Origin of the sequence: Nostoc sp. DedQUE07, from assembly GCF_034530975.2 — a bacterium.
In the GTDB taxonomy this organism is placed as follows: domain Bacteria; phylum Cyanobacteriota; class Cyanobacteriia; order Cyanobacteriales; family Nostocaceae; genus Nostoc.
Window position 1 is genome coordinate 1 of the sequence record NZ_JAVRCC020000083.1, and the last position, 23,478, is coordinate 23,478.

Consider the following 23,478-nt stretch of genomic DNA (forward strand, 5'->3'; position numbering starts at 1 on the left):
CCTCTTATTCAGAAAGTAGATTATCACATTTTGGTATTAGTGGGATAGGTTCTTGCAACAACTGATAATGCTGAAGTCATAGTTTCAAAGGCTTTGTTATTAAGAGATTAGATTTATCTATCTCTTAAGCCATCGCTTCGTGGGTAAATATGTTCTGATTTTAACTGCTTTTGCCAGGATGCGATGTCTAGCGACAAGTCGCTACGCGTCTACGCCAATAGGCTCTACTTCCCTACGACGCCAAGGGTAAACAACTACATCAAGCTTACGGCTCATCAATTAAATCATTGTAGGAAACACAACCATGACTGACGAAAAGATTAGACAAATAGCTTTCTATGGTAAAGGCGGTATTGGGAAATCTACTACTTCTCAAAATACCTTAGCAGCAATGGCTGAAATGGGTCAACGCATTCTAATTGTCGGTTGCGACCCGAAAGCTGACTCTACCCGTTTGATGCTACACAGTAAAGCTCAAACAAGTGTTCTGCAATTGGCTGCTGAACGCGGTGCTGTAGAAGACATTGAACTCGAAGAAGTAATGCTTACTGGTTTCCGCGATGTACGTTGTGTGGAGTCTGGTGGGCCTGAACCTGGTGTGGGTTGCGCTGGTCGTGGTATTATTACCGCTATCAACTTCTTGGAAGAAAACGGTGCTTACAAAGATGTTGATTTTGTAAGTTACGACGTTTTGGGTGACGTTGTGTGCGGTGGTTTCGCTATGCCTATCCGTGAAGGTAAGGCACAAGAAATCTACATCGTTACCTCTGGTGAAATGATGGCGATGTATGCAGCTAACAACATTGCTCGTGGTGTTCTCAAATATGCTCACACAGGCGGCGTGCGCTTGGGTGGTTTGATTTGTAACAGCCGTAACGTTGACCGGGAAATCGATTTAATCGAAACCTTGGCAAAACGTTTGAATACCCAAATGATTCACTACGTACCTCGTGACAACATTGTTCAACACGCAGAATTGCGTCGGATGACTGTTAACGAGTACGCACCTGATAGCAATCAAAGTAACGAATATCGGATACTAGCTAAAAAGATCATCGACAACGACAAACTCGCCGTCCCCACCCCCATTGAGATGGAAGAGTTAGAAGAGTTGTTGATTGAATTCGGTATTCTTGAAAGTGACGAAAATACCGCAATGCTAGTTGGTAAGTCTGCTACTGAAGCACCCGTAAAGTAGTACCAATTAAATAATGGTTTAGGGTGGGCTGTTGCCCACCCTTCCTGCAATTTTTGGATTTCTTTGTTTGAATCCTTAATAGAAATATATAGCGATCGCTCGTTCCCTGCAAGAAGCCGCTACGCATTTATATAGAAGAGATATTTCCAGATTTGAAAGCTATACATCCCTACTCCCAAGTGGAAACATCTCGCAGCAAATTAGGAATTTCTCCTTGAGATAAGGGAAACTCTAGTAAAGTTTCTCTAATACCCAAATATCCCGATTCAGCAAACGATAAAAGCATTCGTGAAAGCGCTAGCCAAACCTCCGGTTCGTATTCCCAATCACGATAACGTGAAGCTTGACCAGCTATTGAACGTAATGCCCAAAAATAAGAGTTTCTTACCACCGAACCACCTTTTTTAAACTCTGGCAAATCTTCGTGGTGGATAAAAAGTATTTTATTTTCAATTTTGGCTCTCATAACAATTTTAGATTTTAGATTTTAGATTTTAGATTAAAATAAATTTTAAGTAGGGCCATTATGGCTTTAGCTTAACGCACTGTGTTGTACGGTGGTGCCTTACCTTTACTACAAAAATACTGTCAAACCTAACATTCTATCCTTATAGGAAAGTGAGATTTTCCAAATCATGTGACAAGATATAAGAATGTAGAGACTTCGTAATGATAAAATCTCTACATTGAATACCTAAAAGTTGGCGTTTAAACCCAGACGAAAAGTAAATCCAGGGCTATATATGCGATTAACTCGCTCATATTGCTCATCCAGTAGATTTTCTAAGTAAACTGTTAGTCCTAAATTGCTAGTTAGAGGTATACGCCCGCTCAAATCTAAATTCACGAAAGACGGTGCAAAATCTGTAGGCTTGTCATTAGAGTTAGCAAAGATGGATCTGCGAGCGCCACTATTGTAGGTAACATACAAGTTAGCTTGCCAACCTGAATTTTCATAACCTACACCAGTTTGCAGTACAGAGTAGGGAATTAAACCTAATTGTAAACCTTTCTCTGTCCCTGTTTTTATTTGGGAATCTGTATAAGTATAGTTGAGGAAAGTTGACCAGCCAGTGGCAATTTTTAATTGCAATGCAGCTTCTAAACCATTGGTATCTACTAATCCAATGTTTGCCCATTTTCCAGCGATGACTCCTAAGCGATCGCCTATACTACTACCAAAGTAAGTAAACTGTCCAATCAGATTTTGAGAAAAATTAACATCGATTCCTGCACTCCAAGTAGAGCCAGTTTCTGGTCTTAAATCAGGATTAGGTGCCCAACCATGAACTGTATCATAAACATACAACTGATCTAACCCAGGATTGCGTTGTGCCCCTGCCCAACTTCCACGCACTGCTATTAATGGTGTGACGGCGTAACGTAACCCAACACTAGGGTTGAGATAATTTCCAAATTGGCTGTCAAAGGTTTGCCTTAGCCCTAAATCTATCAGAAAGTTATCGCTAATATTCCAAGTATTGACAGCAAATAAAGCTGTATTGAACAAACTCCGATCTTCCTTTTCGTTTTCGACAATCCTAGTAGGATCTGTACTCAAAACATCACCGATTAAATCGGTGTTTTTCAAATCTAATCCCCAACGCAATTTATTATTCGCAGTAATTTTCCACTCATGATCGACTCTGGCTGTGAGTTGTTGTGTATCTAAAGACCCTCTACGATAAAATGATACTCCTGTAGGGCCATAGGTGCTAAAATAATCTTGGTTATAACCAATTGAGGTTGTAAGATTAGAGCTTTCCCCATTACCTAGTCGAGTTTTCCAAGATAAGCCAATATTTAAACCATCGTGGTCTAATCTATCTCTTTGGAGAGGAAACCCAAAATAAATTAAGCCACGACGACTGCTGAGTGCAGTAACATCTAAATTCAAAGAATTTTTTTGATTTAAATCTACTCCAATGCTACCAAAATAGGTACTTGTAGCTGTGTCTGCATTTGATAAAAATCCCTGTTCGTCACGATTTGCTGCACCTACAGGAACGCGGTAACGGTTATCTGTAAAAAATCTTTCAAAGCTAAAGTTGTATTTGACTTTATCGGATGAACCACCATAAGTCACTTGTTGATTATTTAAACTCAATGAGCCAAATTCTGCACTAGCGCTCAATTTAGGTTTGCCATAACCTTCCTTGGTGATAATATTCACAACTCCTCCAAAGGCTGAGGAACCAAATAAAGCGGAGGCTGTGCCGCTATATAATTCGACTCGTTCAATCGCCTCTACAGGAATGCTATTTAAATCAGTTCCACCATGATAAATGTTCACATTAGTGTTAATTTGTCTACCATTAATCAAAAATACAGATTGATTAATTGAGGCTCCCCGATAGTATGTACCTGTGTGAATATCTGCACCATGACCGACATCATTGATTGCAAAACCAGGCATTCTTTTCAAAATATCGGCTAAACTTGCAGCACCCTGCTTCTTAATTTCTTCTCGATCGATTACGTAAGTTGGAGTAGATTGGGGTAGGTTGTCTGGTTCTGCGATCGCTTCTATCGAAATGTCTGCATCATCGCTCGGAGTTTGCTCTGTTTCTGGCTGAGTTTCTTCTGGATTAACTTCAATTGGTACAGATTGTTGAGATAATAATTCCGCATTAGTGGCGGGTAGCTCAATTTCACTCAAACTCGGAATCTCTGAAATAACTTCGGTTGATTTATTAGTATTTCTCTGCTCAATTTCACTCTCAACAGCATAACTAGGAGATGCTATCAGTAAAGGTAAAGCAACTGTTAGCAACAAAAAATCCTTTTTCACGTTCTCTTTCACACCAAGTAAAAACAGTTACTACGTAGCATTGTGGCTGTAATAGTAAAATCGTGTCAAAAGACACGCTGTCATATTTCTAAAGACCGGATGAGACTATTTGTCAAGTTACTATGTGTTAGACTCTAGAGCGATCGCATTTAAAGAAGGTAGAACGGGATTTGACCTAGATGATTTGGAGCCATGTAAAGAGCCGTACCTTGCAGGAAACTGTGGCAACAGTGAGGGTTTAAAACCCTTGCTCTTTACCGTTAGCGCATCCTAACGCAGGCATCGCTTTACTGAAGCAGATTGCGCGGCGTGTCGCAAACAGCGCAGTTTTCCTTCAGTCTGTTGCCCTCTATATTAATTTTTCCAACTTAAGGAATAGAGATTTTATTACTAATGATAGAGTCAATAATATTATTTTGAAGTTAAATTTGAGTGTTATTGACTTCTAAAGAATTATTAGTAACTCTTAGATTTTAACTAATTATTCAAAAAAGTTGAAGTCAATAATATTTGCCGAAAAACTAATATTCAAGATTTATTTATGTATGTAGCTTTATGGCCGGGAAATGTATATCCTTTAGGTGCAACTTGGGATGGTAAAGGAACAAACTTTGCTTTATTTTCGGAAAATGCAACAGGGGTAGAGCTTTGTTTATTTGATAACGATGACGAAGAAATCCGCTTGCCTTTGACAGAAAAAAATAATTTTGTTTGGCATGGTTACTTACCAGGAGTTGGCCCAGGTCAAAAGTATGGGTTTAGAGTGCATGGGATGTGGGCACCGGAAGTTGGTCATCGATTCAATCCAAACAAACTATTAATTGACCCCTACGCTAAGGCAATTGACGGTGAGTTTAGTAACGATCCAGCTGTCTTTGGCTACTCTCTAGACGCTGAGGAAAAAGACTTAGTTTTTTCCGAACTAGATGATGCCAAAATAATGCCCAAGTGTGTTGTGGTGGATCAATCTTTTGATTGGGAAGGCGATAAACTGCTTGCTACACCTTGGTATAGAACTGTTATTTATGAAACTCACGTCAAAGGTTTTACTAAACTACACCCAGCTATTCCAGAAGAGTTGCGCGGCACTTATGCCGGTTTGGCACATCCTGCTGCAATTCAACACTTACTGCAATTAGGAATTACAGCAGTAGAGTTGATGCCAGTACATCATTTTTTATCTCATCCGGGACATTTAGAAGGAAAAGGATTAAGCAATTACTGGGGCTACGATTCCATCAACTATTTTGCTCCCTATTCTAGTTACAGTGCTAGTGGGACAGCGGGAGAACAAGTCGCTGAATTCAAGCAAATGGTCAAGGCACTACATTTTGCCGGAATTGAAGTGATCTTAGATGTAGTCTACAACCACACTGGCGAAGGAAATCATTTCGGGCCAACGCTGTCTTTGCGAGGTATTGATAATTCTGTATATTACCGTTTGGTAAAAGACGATCCTCGCTACTACATGGATTTTACAGGCTGCGGTAACTCTCTGAATGTGCGTCATGCTCAAGTTCTGAAGTTAATCATGGATAGCCTGCGCTATTGGGTAACAGAAATGCATGTAGATGGCTTCCGCTTTGATTTGGCCTCGGCGCTGGCGCGGGAACTATATGAAGTAGATAATCTATCAGCTTTCTTTGATATTATTCATCAAGACCCAATCTTGGCAGATGTGAAGCTGATTGCTGAACCTTGGGACTTAGGAGAAGGCGGCTATCAAGTCGGGAACTTTCCACTGCGTTGGTCTGAGTGGAATGGTAGATATCGGGATACAGTCAGAGATTTTTGGCGTGGTGTAGATGATAGTTTAGGACAATTTGCCTACTGTTTTACCGGTAGCCCTGACTTGTATCAAACAAACGGACGCAACCCAAATGCAAGTATTAATTTCATAACTGCTCATGATGGTTTTACGTTAAATGATTTGGTCAGCTACAACGAAAAGCATAACGAGGCAAACGGGGAAGACAGTAGAGATGGTGAAAGCCATAATAGATCCTGGAATTGTGGTGCAGAAGGCGAAACCGACGATCCAGAAGTAATGCGTTTGCGCGAACGGCAACGACGAAACTTTTTAGCAACCCTAATGCTATCTCAAGGTGTCCCAATGCTATTAGAGGGGGATGAAATTGGCTGTAGTCAAAAGGGAAATAATAATGTCTACTGCCAAGACAATGAGATTTCTTGGCGGCATTGGGATTTGCACAAAGCGAACTCGGATTTATTAGACTTTACACGCGAACTAATTAATTTTCGCCATCAGCATCCAGTATTCCGGCGGCGTAAGTGGTTTCAAGGCCGCCCCATTCACGGTTTAGGTATTAATGATATTGCTTGGTTTAATTCTGATGGCAGTGAAATGACTGAGCAGCAGTGGCTAGTTAGTTATGCCAAAGTAATGGAGATTTTTTTGAATGGGCAGGGAATTGCTACTCCAGGCGATCGTGGTGAGCGGATTATTGATGAAAGTTTTCTGATATTTTTTAACGCTCACTACGAGTTAATTGAGTTTGCTTTACCCGATGACTTTAAAGAAAAGGTATGGGAGATAGTAATTGACACTAATGAACCTCGGTTTTTAGATCGGGGAAAATTAGTTTCCGGCTCTCAAACTGTACCAGTTTCAGATCGCTCTCTGATGGTGTTACGCCTTATTAGTTAGCAGTATGAGGAGAAAAAATACTCAATTTTATAGAAAGAAAAATATATTTTTCTTTCTATAAAGTTGCTAGAATGCCTCAATAATTTTTACTCGTAACTCTAATTAGAAAACGCAGAGCTTCATTTACTGCTTCCGAATTAGGAAACATTTCTGCAACATCAGGTTCTAAAAAAACTGTCAATTTTTCAAGATTATTAAAATTATATTCACCTCTGATCGTATTAGTGTCTACCAAACCCTGATTTGATTGAGGTTTATTTTGAATTGTGATTGTTTGAGAAGATGCAGCATTTAATTTATTAGCTAGTGATTCCCAACTAGTAACTTTCAAATTAAAGTGAGCCTTTGCATCCCGTAATGTTTTAAACTGTTGCTTTAGAAAATCAATAGTGTAAATATGCTTTTGATATACCTGTTTCTCTACATTTAGGTCTGACTCAACCATATCAACTACTTCATTAATAAGTCGGTCATGATTTTCGGCAATTTGAGCAGCAGCGCCTAAAATTCGAGAAGTTGCTGTTATCTGTACATCTGTCTCTTGTTTAAGGCGATCGGCAATATTACGAATTTGATCTCCCAGCCTCGCTTTACCTTGTTTTTGCGTGGTTGGTAGTGATTTTTTGTTCATGGATATGCTTGTTTATTCAGAAAGTATGTCTTTAATTGCCAGCCAGATGCGTTTAAACTTTTGTACCAAACCCATAGGATTATTAATTGTTTCTTCTTCTACCGAATCAACTAGAGATTGAATCCGATCCATACGTTCTGCTACAACGTAAAGATTATTTACTGCTTCATCTTTACTTGCTAAAGAGTCACGCAATAGCACAACCATCTGAGCAATTTCTCGTTTTAGTTTTTCATTCTCGGCTTTCCGGCGCGTTTCCCATCCCTTAATACTAGCTTTGGAACGACGCTCATGTTTGAGTTCTGCTTTAGCCTCATTGTATAAAGTCAAATACATTTCTCGTTCAGAGTTGGCTATATCATATTTGGTAAGCAATTCAGTTGCTCTGGCTTTTTCTTCATTGTAGAGACAAAGTGTTTGTTGATGACTTTGTTGCTCATCAATATAGAAGCGATAATTTTGAGTGACTTGCTCTTTTAGCTCATTAGCTTCGAGTTGACAAGTTTGAATCTCTCGCTGGTGAACATGAACTAACTGGGATATTTTCGCTTTTTCTTCGTTATAAAGGTAAAGCGTCTTTTGATGACTTTGTTGTTCATCAATATAGAATCTATAGTTTTGATTGACTTGCTCTTTTAGTTCATTAGCCTCAATTTGGTAAGTTTGAATCTCTTGCTGAACATGAACCAGTTGAGATGCATATTCCTCATTTTCTTTTGCACGTTGTTGTGCTTCATCACGTTGGGCACGAACAGTCATTAATAGCTGTTGAAGCTCACGAGGAGAAGCTGGTTCTTTTTGCCGTGAGCGAGGATTATTAACAGCGTTGTCATAATTAGAATCTCTGCGATCGCCTCTTTTCATTGGCATAATTTAAGTTCCTATGTAAATATTTGTTATATTTAAATATAAATATTTAGTTTAGCCGAGATAAACTCATTGAAGTGTGATCTGGGTTCTACTAGTAATACGATCTGACTCTAGATTGAGATATGTTTTATTCTGTCTTAGGCGTTTAAATTTCCAGACGAGCGATTTTCAAGAGCTAGAGAGATCGCGCTTCATAAGTAAGCTAGGCTCCAAAAGATGAAGGGAATAAACCTAAAACCTTCGTACCAAAGTTATCTCTGTTTTTTTTGCAAGCACAACCCCGGTTAAAGTACGCTCTATAATCGTTAACATTGAGACGAATGGCAATAATTTATGATTCAAGCCTTACGCAAAGTAGTTACATTCGATCAATTCGTTGCTAAATATCCTGACAACACGGGAAAACGTCATGAATTGCATGATGGAGTAATAGTAGAGATGCCGCAACCCACAGGCGACCATGAAGAGGTAGTTGGATTTTTAGCTTTTGAAGTTACTAGAGAGTGTATTCGTTTAAATCTCCCCTACTTCATACCCAAAACAGTACTAGTAAAACCGCCTGAAAATGAATCGGCTTACTCACCAGATGTACTGATATTAAATCGCCCCAATTTAGTGAATGAACCTTTATGGAAAAAAGAATCTACTGTAAGCCAAGCGGAATCAATACCTTTAGTAGTTGAGGTAGTAAGTAGCAATTGGCGTGATGATTATTTAAAAAAAGCTGCTGATTATGAGGGTGTAGGCATCCCAGAATACTGGATTGTAGATTATGCTGCTTTAGGCGGTAGGCGATTTATTGGCAACCCCAAACAACCAACAGTCTCGCTTTTCACTTTAATTGAGGGAGAATATCAAGTCAGCCAGTTTCAAGGTAGCGATCGCATTATCTCACCTCTTTTCCCCGAATTAGATTTAACCGCCAAACAGATTTTTCAAGCTGGTGGATACCCTGTATAGCCCTGGCAGTCTTATAAAATAGCGATTTCAGTTGCAGACGAAATTTGTTCTCGCAAACTCTTCAGTAAATCTAAAGTTTTTTCGTAGGCAACTTTTTTTCCTTGGTTTTCAAAATACTCAGATGCTTTTTGTAAATCAGATATAGCTCCTAAGTGATATCCTAAGCGATACTGAGCTACTCCCCGATTAACGTAAGCCTGGGCATTACTGGGGTTAAGTCTGATGACTTGTGAAAAATCGCGTACTGCACCAAAGTTATCTCCGTTTCGTCCGCAAGCACAACCTCGGTTAAAGTAAGCTCTATAATCGTTAGCATTGAGGCGAATTGCTAAATTAAAGTCGAGCATCGCAGCTTGGATATCTTGCAAGACAAAATGCGATAAACCTCGGTCATTATAGATATCTGCAAGCAATAAGCTACTGATTCGAGGAATTTGAGTTAGGGCTAAATTAAAGTCAAGAATTGCCTCCGAGTCTTTCCCATCCCCAGCACGGGCTAACCCTCGGTTGTAATAGGCTCGAAAATCGGAGGGTTTAAGTGCGATCGCTCGGTTATGATCGACAATGGCAGCTGGATAATCCCCTTGTCTGTAGTGTGCTACTCCCCGGTTCAGATAAGCCTCGAAGTTATCCGGTGCAAAATTTATCGCTTGAGTACAATCTGCGATCGCTTGATGGTAATCTTGTAATTGCAGATAAGCAAGACAGCGATCGCTATAAGCGACAGCCAAATCTTTCTTAAGTTCAATCGCCTGGTTGAAATTCTCTATTGCTTCCTGATAATCACCGCGCCGCATCTTATATACACCCAACTCTAAGAAATCACCCGCTATTACTTGGGTAATTAAAATGGGTGAAGAATGTGCAGGTAAAGTCAAAAAAGTCAGAGGAAAAGCAATAATTATACTGAAAAATAATCGCCAGAAATTACTCATAATACCAAATGAGGATAGGTAGTATTGTTTGATATTTTTGGAACAGTCTTTTTATAAAGACTATTAATCTAAAATCCTAAATTGGTATATGCATCCTGTTTGATAATTGCGGCAACTCTAAGATTAGCGGGACAGAAAGCCCCGCCAATTGTTAATTTTTGAAGTTAAATTTTAGTCTACTTCCAACCATTATCTGCTTGTGAAAGCACATAAGCCGCTACATCTTCAATTTGGTTAGACTTCAAACGTTTGCCGAAAGCGGGCATAGCATTTTTACCTTTTGTAACCTGGGAAATAATCGCCTCTGCTGAGTACAAACCATTCTTTTGCAAAGCCTCCTTCTTCAGGTTTTTGTCAGCTTGAACCAGATTCTTTCCTCCTGCGTGACAAGAGGCACAATTGGCACTAAATACTTTAGCTCCACTAGCAGCATCTGCTGCCAATGCTGGACTGCTGAAGGCAAATGTGAAGATTGCTATGCCTAACAGTATGACTGTAATCATTTTTTTCATTTCGTGTTCTCTCTGCAATAACGGCTTATTCGGTGCAATATCCTCCATAATTGTCAGTTGAGCCGCTGCCATAGTCAAATGACAAGCTGTCAAACTTAGCCCAAAAATTTTTTAAATTTTGCTTAATAAAAATTTTCAATTACGTCTGTAATTGCATCATGAAGAATTCTGTGTTGATTCCCCGTTCTATGATTAAGATATCCGTAAGCAACTGCCACTTACAATACTTTGCAGGAAGTGTTTTTAAAATTTAACCATGCAATCCTAAAGATTATAAACCTGGAGTTATTTAAGTATATTTTATAATAATGAAATGCTGAAAAAACTTATATTTTACGTATTGATATAGTAATTCAGTTTGATTACCGAATTTACTTACGTGGGCAGCAAACAGGAAATAGGAAAAAAGGCATAGCTCCGTACTGAGTCTATCAAATAGGAGTCCTAGCTCGCTAAATTATAATTATGAAAATTTAGTAAACTCTACTGATTACCATAAAACTACTGCAAGAACCCAAATTTATTTTTCGTGCAGATCCCTTAGAGGATGTTTAAAAAATCGTAAAGGATGCCAGAAATACCGCTTCCATTTTTTTTCCCATTGGCGTCAGCCTATCATCAGACAAGCAAACAGAGGTTTTTAAACCCTCATTTAACCCACATTTACTTGTAGGGAATGGGGTAGAAAGGTTAAGTTTCCGAGGCTTAGAAGTTACCAAAAATACTTTTCAAACATCCTCTGAGATTAATGGGATAGATTCAACTATAGTCGGTTGATTTAGCTCGATCGGGTTTCTCAATTTTTACTAATGAATTGTGATAATTCAAGTTAATTAGGGAAAAATAAACTCAGGTTATCCAATAGCAACTTTTATGCTAGAGAATCGAGTCGATGTTCCCGGCTATCGAATTGGTGAGAGAATTTACACCAGCAGTCGCACTCTGGTTTACCGAGCTTTGCGAGAGAGCGATCAAACTGCTGTTGCGATCAAACTTCTTAAAAATTGTTATCCCAGTCTGATTGAGTTGGCTCAATTCAAAAATCAGTACACAATTACGAAAATCTTAAATGTTCCTGGGGTTGTTCGGATCTATAGCCTGGAAAATTGTCATAATCGACCCGCTCTGATCTTAGAAGACTTTGGCGGAATTTCTTTGAAGGAGTATGCTGACACTTGGAGACAGGGATTCAGAAAGGTAGCAAGTGAGGAAAATATCTCACGCTTTTGTCCTGAGTTTTTGAGCGAGTTTTTACAGATTGCGATCGCACTTGCTGATATCCTGGCCGATCTCTACCATCACCAAGTTATCCACAAGGATATCAAACCCGCCAATATCCTGATAAATCCGACTACAAAGGAGGTTAAACTCATTGACTTTAGCATTGCTTCATTGCTACCAAGAGTTAACCAACTTTCAACCAGCCCGACTGTTTTAGAAGGAACCCTCGCCTATATCTCCCCCGAACAAACCGGACGAATGAATCGGGGAATTGATTACCGCACTGACTTCTATTCTCTCGGAGTCACTTTCTATGAACTCTTAACTGGGCGATTACCATTTCAATCCGATGATTTGATGGAATTGGTGCATTGTCACATAGCGAAACAACCACCACTTTTAGGGAATAGAGAAGAGATTCCTCAAATTCTCTGTGATATCGTCATGAAACTGATGGCGAAAAATGCTGAAGACCGCTATCAGAATGCATTAGGGCTAAAGCACGATCTGCAAATTTGTTTGGAACAATTGCAGGAGAGTGGAAATATTATCCCATTTCAGCTAGGGCATAAGGACGTTTGCGATCGCTTTACAATTCCTGAAAAACTCTATGGACGGGAAGCAGAAGTGGCAATGCTACTAGCAACCTTTGAACGGGTGCGCCAGGGAACTTCTGAAATCATCTTGGTGGCAGGTTCCTCTGGTATTGGGAAAACGGCAATTGTCAACGAAGTTCACAAACCGATCGCCCGTCAGCGCGGATACTTTATCAAAGGCAAATTCGATCAATTTAATCGGAATATTCCCTTTTTTGCTTTGGTGCAAGCATTCCGGGACTTAATGGCACAACTGCTGACAGAGAGCGATGCTCAAATTGACCAGTGGAAGACCCAAATTTTATCTACATTGGGTGAAAGTGGTCAAGTGATTATTGAGGTGATTCCAGAACTCGAACGAATCATTGGCAAACAGCCCTCTGTGCCGGAATTATCGGGTACTGCTGTCCAAAGCCGCTTCAATTTGCTATTTCAGAAATTCATTCAAGTATTCACAACTCAAGAGCATCCCCTGGTCATTTTCCTCGATGATTTACAGTGGGCAGACTTGGCTTCTCTAAAACTGATGCATCTGTTGATGAGTGAAGCCAATAACTCTTATTTGTTAGTGATTGGAGCATATCGAGATAATGAGGTTTCTTCTGCACATCCCTTGATGTTGACCATTGAGGAGATGCGTCAAGAGGCGATTACAGTTAGCAGTATTGTCCTTTCTGCCCTTACCGAAGCCGACCTAAATCAACTGATTGCAGATACGCTGAAATATTCAGCAGAACAAGCAATTGCGATCGCCAATTTGGTGTATCAAAAGACCAAAGGTAATCCATTTTTCACTAACCAGTTTCTCAAATCGCTGCATGAAGATGGACTGATCGCCTTTGCCAGCAGAACAGGCGATTGGCAGTGCAATCTTGCTCAAATCCGGGCGCTTTCTTTTACAGAAGATATTGTAGAGTTTGTAGTGCTGCAACTCCAAAAATTGCGATCGCAGACGCAAGATGTTCTCAAACTGGCCGCCTGTGTTGGCAATCAGTTTGATTTAGAAACCCTATCGATTGTCTATGAAAAATCTCCAGCCCAAACCGCAGCAGATTTGTGGCCAGCTCTCAAGGATGGATTAATTTTGCCCGGTGGTGAAGGGTATACATTCTTTCAGAATGAGTCTGTTGTCATAGATGATTTGACAAACGATCGCGGATCGATAACTATTACCTACAAATTTTTCCACGATCGCATTCAACAAGCCGCTTATTCACTAATTCCAGCCAACCAAAAACCAGCAACTCACCTGAAGATTGGTCAATTGCTGTTGAGTAATACCCCGGAAACTGAGCAAGAATTGCTGATTTTTGAAATTGTCAACCAATTGAATCTTGGCAAAGAACTGATTGTATCTGTACCCGATCGCGATCGACTCGCACAACTTAACCTACTCGCAGGAAAAAAAGCTAAATCTACTACATCATACCAGGTAGCAATTGAGTATTTAACTACCGGGATTGATTTATTGAGATCCGACTGTTGGCACACTCAATATGAATTGGCTCTAGCACTGCACGAATCAGCCGCCGAGGCTGCTTACCTTTGTGGTGCCCATGAACAGATGGAGCAATTGGCTCAAACAGTAATGCAGCAAGCCAAAACTCCACTAGATCAAATCAGCATTTACGAAACCCAAATTCAGGCGTATACAACTCAAAATAATGTAATAGGCGCGATCGCGATCGCTCGCCAGGGAATGAGTCTGTTCGGCGTGGTTTTTCCCGAAACATCTACCCCCGAAGATATTCAGCAAGCCCTTCAGGAAACTGCTGCCTTAATTAACGGGCGTGATATTGCTTCCTTAGTTGACTTACCCCTGATGACGGCAAAAGACAAGCTGGCTGTTAACCGAATTGTGGCAAACGTTGCTCCCGCCGTTTACACCGCCGAACCAAATCTGTTTCCCCTAGTCATCCTGTCACAAGTCAAAGCATCAATTCAGTATGGCAATGCTCCATTTTCTGCCTTCTGTTATGCCGCCTATGGCATTCTGTTAAACGGAATTCTCCAAGATATTGAAAAAGCCTATCTCTTTGGCAACCTGGCTTTGGCATTAACTGACAAATTTAATATTACTGACATCAAACCTACTGTATTTTATGTTACAGGTGCTTTTATCACCTATTTGAAGTCTCCCCTACAAAAATCTTTACAGCTGATACTGGAGGGCTACAAAATTGCTCTGGAAACTAGGAATGTATATTACGTTGCCTTCAATACGAAAGACATCTGTCAGTATTCTTATTTTTTGGGACGAGAACTGAAATCGTTAGAGGAAGATATCCGCGCTTACTGTCATGTTTTGGAAAATTTTAGGCAAGACATGGTTCTTAACTACTGCCGTGTCTTCTGGCAAACAGTTTTGAATTTGCTCGGCAAGGCTGAAAATCCCTGTATTTTAACGGGTGAGGTACTTGATGAAGCAAAATTTTTGACTCAAATGCATAATGCGAATGACTTGGTGGGGCCTCACTACTTCTGGCTACACAAGTTGATTCTCTGTTATTTGTTTGAAAACATCTCTCAAGCAGTGGAAACAGCTGCTCAAGCTAGAGTTTATCTAGTTGCAGGCACGGGCTATGCTACTGTGCAGATGTTTTATTTTTATGATTCATTGACGGCTCTGGCAGAATATTCTACAGCTACGGGCGATCGCCGAGAAATATTACTGGAGCGGGTGAGAGAAAACCAGGAAAAAATGAAGACATGGGCGCACCACGCACCCATGAATTATTTGCACAAATTTGAACTAGTGAAAGCCGAAGAATGCCGAGTGTTGGGACTGATGGCGCAGGCTGTGGATCTTTACGATCGCGCGATCGCTGGGGCAAAAGTCAATGGATACATTCAAGAAGTTGCCCTCGCCAATGAATTGGCTGCCCGATTTTACTTGGAATGGCACAAAGAAACGTTGGCGTACCACTTTGTAGAAGCAAGTTACGCGCACCGTTCCCCAGGAAAGCACACGGAAGGTATGGCTCAAATTTACTTGATGAATGCCTATTACAGTTACCTAAAATGGGGAGCTGTAGCCAAAGTCAAACAGTTGGAGAGCCAATATCCTCAATTCTTGGCTATGAGCCTTCAGGAGGAGGAAAATCCTTCTACAGACCTTAGCCTCACCACTACAATCGGATTCACACACACTAGTTCCAGTGGGACTGAAGCGTTAGATTTAGTAACGGTGATGAAAGCCTCTCATGCATTGGCTGGAGAAATTGAGTTAGAAAAGCTGTTGACAACCTTGATGCAGGTTGTAAGCGAAAATGCCGGGGCTGAAAAATCAGTAATTTTGCTGCTTCAAGAGGATAATTGGGTGGTTGCAGCTCAAAGAAGCAGCAAAGCGATCGTCGAAGAGGAGCGATCTATGCCTTTGCATGAAAGCCTTGGGGGAAATCTGCACTCATTGCCTCTTTCAGCCAGTCAGGATATTCCTAAAACGGTGGTGAACTATGTATCGCGTACTTCCGAAACCTTAGTGCTAGATGATGCCCGCAAAGAAACCACCTTTGCCAACGATCCCTATATTATTCAATGGCAACCTAAAAGCTTGCTATGTACGCCTATTCACAATCGCGGCCAGATCGTTGGCATCCTATACCTAGAAAACAGTTTGACGACTGGAGCCTTTACCCAAAACCGTCTTGAAGTTTTGCGGCTGCTCACAGTACAAGCTGCCATCTCGCTGCAAAATGCCATGTTTTATAACAATCTTGCCGTAGCAAAAGCCCAACTAGAGGATTACAGCCATACCTTGGAGCAAAAGGTAGAGCAGAGAACTTTTGAGTTGAATGATAAAAATCAGCATCTCTCGGAAACTTTAGAACAACTGCAACACACCCAAAGCCAACTGATTCAAACTGAAAAAATGTCTTCATTGGGGCAAATGGTGGCAGGTATCGCTCACGAAATTAACAACCCGATTAACTTTATCTATGGCAACGTCACCTATACCAATGAATATTGTCAAAATTTGCTGCACTTGGTCGATCTGTATCAACACTACTATCCTCAACCATTTGCTGAGATTCAAGAAGAACTAGAGGCCATAGATTTAAACTTCCTCAAATCTGACCTCCAAAAATTACTGCAATCAATGAAACTAGGAGCAGATCGCATCCGCCAGATTGTTCTTTCTCTCCGCAATTTCTCGCGCTTGGATGAGGCTGAAATGAAAACTGTCAATCTTCATGAAGGTATTGACAGCACCTTGTTAATTTTACAGCACCGTCTAGAAGAGAAAACATACCGCCCCGCAATTAATGTGATTAAGGAATATGCCCAACTGCCTGAAGTAAATTGCTACGCCAGTCAGATCAATCAAGTATTTATGAATATTCTTAGCAATGCTATTGATGCATTAGATTCATTATTCACAACTGAACATACACAAACAAAAATCCCCACCATCGAAATTCGTACCAAAATTACTGAGGCTGATACAATAACCATTCAAATTGTAGATAATGGGTCTGGTATGTCTGAAAAGGTGAAGCAGCATTTATTTGACCCATTTTTTACAACAAAACCTATTGGCGCAGGAACAGGCTTAGGATTATCGATTAGCTACTCTATTGTAGAAAAACATCGGGGACGACTAAGTGTAATCTCGGAGCTAGGAAAAGGAGCAGAGTTTTCCCTCTCTATCCCATCAAATTCAGTAAAGTGAAAAGTTCTAAGATCGGGTTTGGCACGTCAGAGTAATGGCATCTCAATCAAGCTTGACTTTTTGTAATTAAAAATTAAAAATGTAATTTTTTACAACACAACCTATAATTTAACAGTATCTTTTTCCCTGAGAAAAATTTAAAGATAAAACAAGACAATTTTTATCTTGTTTCATCTTTAAATTTTTATTTAACAGAGCCTAACTGAATAAGCGCATGTTCTGTAAGACGACAAATTCGCCAATCATCTAATATAGAGGCTCCCATACTACGGTAAAATCCTTGGGCTGACTCGTTCCAATCTAAGACACTCCACTCTAATCGCCCACAATCACGTTCTACAGCTATCTGAGCGACTTTAGTCAACAGAGCCTTACCAATACCTTGCCTACGATATTCTGGTAAAACAAATAAATCTTCCAGATAAATTCCCGGCTTAGTCAGAAATGTTGAATAATTATGAAAAAACAGCGCAAAACCAACAGCTTGACCCGCAGATTCCGCTAATATTGCCTCTATATACCTTTGCGAACCAAATAAATGCTCCTGAAGTGCTAGAGCATTGCCAGTAACAGCGTGAGATAATTTTTCATATTCTGCAAGTCCCTCAATTAATTTAAACAATACGCTGCAATCGGCTGCTTGGGCAAAACGCACAATCAAATTGCTATCCGAAGTCATTCGTCTATAGTCCATAGTTTATAGTCCATAGTCTATAGGCAACTGGGCAATTTTTTTGAGTATTGACTAAATAAGAGCCGAAAAACGCTACAAAACGCTTGATTTTTGCGAATTGCAAAGCTAATTAAGTTTCAGATTGCATCTCTATCTTGAGCAATGAGATTAAATCAACCAACCTTTTAAGCGTTTGGCTATGTGAGGACGGCGCAATTTCCGCATGGCTTTGCTTTGAATTTGACGCACTCGCTCGCGAGAAAGATTGAACATATTGCCAACTTCTTCTAAAGTACATGGTTCGCTGGTTGTCAAACCATAACGCAGAGAAATCACATCTTTCTCTCGTGGAGTTAACACATCACCCAAGACTTCCCAAATCTCCTGACGCATCATGTTTTCATTCATTTTTGCTTCAGGAGACAAGTTATCTTCATCTTCTAGCAAATCCATCAATTCCGTGTCTTCTTCTTTACCGACGCGGTGGTTGAGAGAAAGTGCTTGTCGTCGTAGCTGTTGTAGCTGACGTAGTTGTTGCACGCTAATCTCTAAATATTCTGCCATTTCACCTTCGGTAGGATTACGACAGAGTTTTTGTTTGAGTTCCCGTTGGGCTTTTTTTAGCTTGTTAAGCTTTTCGACAATATGAATTGGTAGTCGAATTGTTCGCGCATCGTTAGCGATCGCTCTGGTAATCGCTTGTCTAATCCACCAATAGGCGTAAGTAGAAAACTTATATCCTTTATCGGGATCGAATTTTTCTGTAGCACGATTTAAACCCATTGCTCCTTCTTGAATTAAATCCAGAAAAGGCACTCCCCGATTTAAATATCGCTTGGCGATAGACACTACCAATCTCAAGTTAGAGCGAATCATTTTGCGTTTTGCTACTCTCCCTTGATACAAGCGATTTTCTAGTTGCTTTTCCGTCATCCCTAACTCAGAAGCCACTTCTAATTTGCTAGCTTCATGTTCCAGTTTTAACTCTAAAGCCGCTTGTATTTCTCTAAATTCCTCTATAAACCTAACTCGCCGCGCTAACTCTACTTCTTCATCAGCTTTTAAAAGCGGATAACGTGCCATTTCTTTAAAAAATGCGCCGACAGCATCATCATGTTCGGTTTTGTTGTATCCTGAAGGACGAGCCGCCGCCATGTCATCTCCATCGCGTTCGTCCGATTCCAGATTTTCTACTACAATTGGAGATTCTTCTTCTGCCACTGCATTTAAACTATCGAGTGATGGTTCTTCGATATCAGCAGCATTCTCCAGTATTTCCATTTTTCCCAATTCAACAATATTCATATTTTCCTTTAGGGATTGTTGCTTTGTTTGGTACATAATTCATTTACACCTACTCGTTTGAGGCTTGGTAGTTTTCCCTAATGGACGATGCACCCGTAAAGAATAGCGAAATATAAGCTGATGCTAATTTGTCTACAGAAATAAAAATCGGCATCTACCTAGTATTTATAGGTTACACTTATATACAACCTATAACGAAACTGACCTTAGCACCCAATAAAACTTTTTTTTAGATTCCCAACAGATATATTCTTCATTTTTTTCGGAATTATCAAATATGTCAAACCCCCCTCAAACTTTCTCAACCTTAACAAATATAAAAATTTCAGCTAATCATCCAAATCTCTTAAAGTTTCATATATTTTTCTAAATATTTATAATGTTTTAGGCGCTGGAGTCCACTGTAGAAAAGGAATACCTACTAATGGGTTTACGCATTCCCGATCTGATTTCCAGTTACCTACACAATCCAAATTACAAGAGTAAGAGCTTAATTTCGATCCGATATTACTTTGTATAAAAGCATCTCATATACAGAAAGGGTTGAATATCTACCGATAGGCGGAAAAAGGCTACTCCATATTTAGTAGATAGAGTAACTGTTGCAGCAATAGCCGACATGCTTTTATTTGTATAGTGGGCACCAAATATTTATTGCATATATAGTTGATACGAATTTGTCTAGTAGATTACATAAGAGGAAAATTATCAAGTATTATGAAGAATAACAGTATTGAGAAATACCATTTAAATTTAAGAAAGCGAAAAACTAAAGTTTAGTTAGCTAGGTTGATTTTGACCAGCTATGTGAAGGAAATATTTAATTATAAAATCAGCAAGTATGTATATTAATGACATAAAAATATCTCCTTTAGTGGTAAGTGAACCGAATGAATCATATAAGTCAGGTGAAACTGTTAATCGGTGGGTTGAAGTATTGGTAGACTGTCCAGGAAGTACAGGACTATTTACTTATCGATTGCCAGCCCAGTTAGAAATCAAACCAGGGGATATTTTGAGCGTGCCATTTGGGGCGCAACAATTAGGAGCGATCGCAATTCGATTACTGGCACAACCCAATATCGATTTACCACCAGAAAAAATCCGGGAAGTAGAAGATATAGTCAGCGTTGGATTTTTCCCAAGTGCTTATTGGGAATTACTCAACCGAGTTGCTGCATATTACTATACGCCGTTGATTCAAGTAATCCGGGTTGCTCTGCCGCCAGGGTTACTGGGGCGATCGCAGCGTCGTATCCGCCTGGTTGGAGGGAGAGGGGCAGGGGAGCAGAGGGGCAGGGGGGCAAAGGGGAGTAGTTATTTACTGGGATCTGCCGATCCTTTGGCTTTTTTGACTCCAACTGCGCGGCAAGTTTGGGAACTTTTACAAGGGCAACCAGCGGGGGACTACAGTTTTATTTACTTGCAACAAAAAGTCAAATCTGCTTATCGGGGAATTCGGGAGTTGTTGCGATTTGGTTTAGTAGAAAGCTACTTAGAACCACCACGACTAACTCGACCAAAATTGCAAAAAGCAGTTACGCTCACAGGTACAATTGACCAAGAGTTAACTACTCGCCAACGAGAGATTTTAGAAGTGCTGCGGCGACGTGGTGGCGAGTTATGGTTAAATGAGTTCTTACAGATTTGTAAAACAACTACCCCTACCCTGAAAGGGCTAGAGGAAAAAGGCTACATCGTCATCGAAGAACGGGAAGTTTTGCGAACCGAACAAGGCCCAACTTTAGTAGGCGATGGTGCTAAATCTTTAACTACAGCTCAAGCTAGTGCCTTAGCGACAATCCAGACATTAGATGAATTTGCTCAAGTTTTATTGCATGGGGTGACAGGTTCAGGAAAAACCGAAGTATATTTGCAAGCGATCGCACCTCTTTTCAATCAAGGTAAATCTGCCTTGGTTTTAGTCCCAGAAATTGGACTTACACCCCAGCTAACCGATCGTTTTCGCGCCCGTTTTGGTAATAAAGTTAGCGTTTATCACAGCGCCCTCTCAGATGGTGAACGTTACGATACTTGGCGACAAATGCTTACCGGAGAACCCCAAGTTGTCATTGGTACTCGTAGCGCCGTTTTTGCCCCTTTGCCCAACTTGGGTTTAATTATTTTAGATGAAGAACACGATAGCAGCTTTAAACAAGATTCCCCCATACCCACCTACCACGCTCGTACTGTTGCCCAGTGGCGAGCCGAATTAGAAAATTGCCCTTTGGTGTTGGGTTCCGCTACGCCTTCATTGGAAACTTGGGTAAGCCTGAGGAGGCAGGGGAGCAGGGGAGCAGGGGAGCAGGGGAGCAGAGGGGCAGGGGGAGAATTCGTAACTCCTCACTCCTCACTCCTAACTCCTAACTCCTCACTCAGCACTCAGCACTCAGCACTCAGCACTCATTATTTAAGTTTGCCTGAACGCATTAATTCTCGCCCTTTACCACCGGTGGAAATTGTTGATATGCGGCAAGAGTTACAGCAGGGAAATCGTTCTATATTTAGTAGATCGCTGCAAACAGCTTTAGAAGAGTTGCAAGAAAGAAAACAACAGGGAATTTTATTTATCCATCGCCGGGGACACAGTACTTTTGTTTCTTGCCGCAGTTGTGGATATGTATTAGAATGTCCGCACTGTGATGTGTCGCTGGCGTATCACCACACCGAAGAAAAAGCGCCGGAATTATTGCGGTGTCATTATTGTAATTATGCGCGATCGCACCCCAAATTTTGCCCTGATTGTAGTTCCCCTTATCTAAAATTTTTCGGTAGCGGTACTCAACGGGTAACGCAGGAACTAGCAAGGCAGTTCCCAGAGTTGCGCTTGATTCGTTTTGATAGCGATACCACCCGCAATAAAGGCTCCCATCGTACCCTACTTACTCGGTTTGCCAACGGCGAAGCAGATTTGTTAGTCGGTACGCAAATGCTCACTAAAGGTTTAGATTTACCACAGGTGACACTTGTGGGTGTTGTCGCCGCCGATGGATTACTAAATTTATCAGATTATCGCGCCAGCGAACGAGCGTTTCAAACCTTGACTCAAGTCGCTGGACGTGCTGGTAGAGGTGAAGATCCCGGTAGAGTGATTGTGCAGACTTATACTACAGAGCATCAGGTAATTGCAGCAGTGCGATCGCACGATTATCAATCTTTCTCTCAAGCTGAATTGGAACAACGCCAAGCACTCAATTATCCTCCATACGGGCGGTTAATTTTGTTGCGTTTGAGTAGTCTCGACCCGATTCAAGTGCAAAATACGGCGCAAGTTATTGCTACAGCCTTGAGTACAGAAGAAGAATTCGAGATATTGGGCCCAGCACCAGCGAGTGTTTTACGAGTAGCTAATCGTTATCGCTGGCAAATATTGATTAAATTTGCCCCTGATGCCTTACCGCGATTACCAGATTGGGAAGAAGTGCGATCGCTTTGTCCTTCATCTGTAAGTTTAACTATTGATGTAGACCCGTTAAATATTATGTGATCGTTATGCGATCGTAAATTACTACCCCACCCAGTTGCGCACTGATAAATAAAGCTGATTTGCTTAGTAATTAAGTTAATCTCTGCATAATCCACCTTCAGATAGATGAGTGAATTAAAATATCATCTTATTACAAAGGTAAGTATAGATATTGAAAAATTTTTCCTGATTTACTGTCAAACTTATATCATGTTCGGCTGATTACTTAATAAAATATCTCCATGTTCGTGTTGGGTTTCATTATTGTTAAACACAACATAAATATGGATAAAATATTGGGTTTTGTTTTTCAAAGGCCACTTGCTTGGTTGTCGAGAAACCCCCAGATGTTCGCGGTAGCATCTTTAAGAGTTGCTGTCCTATTGGCGTACCCTTACAGGGAAGCAAGCTACGCCTAGCGTCTCCCTTTGGGAGAAGAGAAGGCTTTACGCTGCACTATTGCCCTTGCTGGTTCCCCAAACTATAGATATTACAAACATTCAACTAGCTTGATATTACTTTTGTATTAACAGCACTGATAAAAATGAACTCTGCCAGCACCAATTCATATCGTATCCATTTAAAGACTTATCATTAAGACGGCAAGGGTTAGGGGGAAAAGGGTTTCCTGATTTTTGTACAGATGCGGGAATTATAACTAATTAGGCGGACATGATATTAAGGTTGGTTTACGGTAATAATTTTAAAGATTTATTGCTTTTTACGTAATCATGCTGTGCCAAGTTGAGGCATTAGAAAGTTCCCCTATAATTCTCTTAAAAACAAGTTCAGTATTGATGTATAAAAAGTATTTAATAAATACTTTTTATACATTCTGGAGAAATGAGTTCCCTAAGACTTGCGGTCATTACGTTCGTTTATAGCTAGTGAAAGATTGCCAAGAATAATCATTGCAGATACTTGGCCGAATGGCACGCTTGTTAACGGCAAACCCATTATATATAAGGCTTTTGGGTGTG

Annotated in this window: 13 protein-coding genes; 5 read left to right on the forward strand and 8 right to left on the reverse strand. The window is 40.5% G+C overall.

Going from position 1 to position 23,478, the window contains the following annotated elements:
- Window positions 1-304: 304 nt before the first annotated feature.
- Window positions 305-1,198: a nitrogenase iron protein gene (nifH, locus tag RMZ95_RS32485; protein ID WP_229464468.1), complete on the forward strand. Its 894-nt coding sequence runs from the start codon at window positions 305-307 to the stop codon at window positions 1,196-1,198.
- Between the two features lie 169 nt (window positions 1,199-1,367).
- Here nifH and RMZ95_RS32490 read toward each other — a convergent pair whose 3' ends face one another.
- Together RMZ95_RS32490 and RMZ95_RS32495 are read right to left on the reverse strand one after the other, a co-directional pair.
- Entirely contained in the window at window positions 1,368-1,664 is a 297-nt protein-coding gene (locus RMZ95_RS32490) for a hypothetical protein (RefSeq protein ID WP_322669940.1), read from the reverse strand.
- 228 nt (window positions 1,665-1,892) lie between these two features.
- The gene (locus RMZ95_RS32495; RefSeq protein WP_322683643.1) at window positions 1,893-3,989 is read right to left on the reverse strand and encodes a TonB-dependent receptor; all 2,097 of its coding nucleotides are present in this window, start codon (window positions 3,987-3,989) and stop codon (window positions 1,893-1,895) included.
- Between the two features lie 541 nt (window positions 3,990-4,530).
- On the opposite strand from RMZ95_RS32495, the gene glgX reads away from it, so the two are divergent.
- Entirely contained in the window at window positions 4,531-6,657 is a 2,127-nt protein-coding gene (glgX, locus tag RMZ95_RS32500) for a glycogen debranching protein GlgX (RefSeq protein WP_322683642.1), read from the forward strand.
- 76 nt (window positions 6,658-6,733) lie between these two features.
- On the opposite strand, the gene RMZ95_RS32505 is transcribed toward glgX, so the two are convergent.
- Both RMZ95_RS32505 and RMZ95_RS32510 read right to left on the reverse strand, forming a co-directional pair.
- A complete protein-coding gene (locus RMZ95_RS32505; RefSeq protein WP_322683641.1) occupies window positions 6,734-7,288 on the reverse strand; it encodes a hypothetical protein in 555 nt (184 codons plus the stop codon).
- 12 nt (window positions 7,289-7,300) lie between these two features.
- Entirely contained in the window at window positions 7,301-8,158 is an 858-nt protein-coding gene (locus RMZ95_RS32510; protein ID WP_322683640.1) for a hypothetical protein, read from the reverse strand.
- A gap of 333 nt (window positions 8,159-8,491) precedes the next feature.
- Between RMZ95_RS32510 and RMZ95_RS32515 the strand changes: the two genes are divergently transcribed.
- Window positions 8,492-9,118, forward strand: coding sequence for a Uma2 family endonuclease (locus tag RMZ95_RS32515; RefSeq protein ID WP_322683639.1), 627 nt, complete (start codon window positions 8,492-8,494; stop codon window positions 9,116-9,118).
- Between the two features lie 11 nt (window positions 9,119-9,129).
- Here the strand turns inward: RMZ95_RS32515 and RMZ95_RS32520 are convergent, their stop codons facing one another.
- Both RMZ95_RS32520 and petJ read right to left on the reverse strand, forming a co-directional pair.
- Window positions 9,130-10,053 (reverse strand): tetratricopeptide repeat protein, encoded by a 924-nt coding sequence (locus RMZ95_RS32520; RefSeq protein ID WP_322683638.1) that lies wholly within the window; start codon window positions 10,051-10,053, stop codon window positions 9,130-9,132.
- Between the two features lie 176 nt (window positions 10,054-10,229).
- Window positions 10,230-10,565: a cytochrome c6 PetJ gene (gene petJ, locus RMZ95_RS32525; RefSeq protein ID WP_322670045.1), complete on the reverse strand. Its 336-nt coding sequence runs from the start codon at window positions 10,563-10,565 to the stop codon at window positions 10,230-10,232.
- Window positions 10,566-11,438: 873 nt separating this feature from the next.
- Between petJ and RMZ95_RS32530 the strand changes: the two genes are divergently transcribed.
- The gene (locus RMZ95_RS32530; RefSeq protein WP_322683637.1) at window positions 11,439-17,054 is read left to right on the forward strand and encodes an AAA family ATPase; all 5,616 of its coding nucleotides are present in this window, start codon (window positions 11,439-11,441) and stop codon (window positions 17,052-17,054) included.
- 184 nt (window positions 17,055-17,238) lie between these two features.
- On the opposite strand, the gene RMZ95_RS32535 is transcribed toward RMZ95_RS32530, so the two are convergent.
- Window positions 17,239-17,733 (reverse strand): GNAT family N-acetyltransferase, encoded by a 495-nt coding sequence (locus RMZ95_RS32535; protein WP_322683636.1) that lies wholly within the window; start codon window positions 17,731-17,733, stop codon window positions 17,239-17,241.
- 162 nt (window positions 17,734-17,895) lie between these two features.
- The gene (locus RMZ95_RS32540; RefSeq protein WP_322669931.1) at window positions 17,896-19,068 is read right to left on the reverse strand and encodes an RpoD/SigA family RNA polymerase sigma factor; all 1,173 of its coding nucleotides are present in this window, start codon (window positions 19,066-19,068) and stop codon (window positions 17,896-17,898) included.
- An 805-nt stretch (window positions 19,069-19,873) separates the two neighbouring features.
- Here RMZ95_RS32540 and priA point away from each other — a divergent pair.
- A complete protein-coding gene (gene priA / locus RMZ95_RS32545) occupies window positions 19,874-22,519 on the forward strand; it encodes a primosomal protein N' (RefSeq protein ID WP_322683635.1) in 2,646 nt (881 codons plus the stop codon).
- Window positions 22,520-23,478 lie beyond the last annotated feature (959 nt).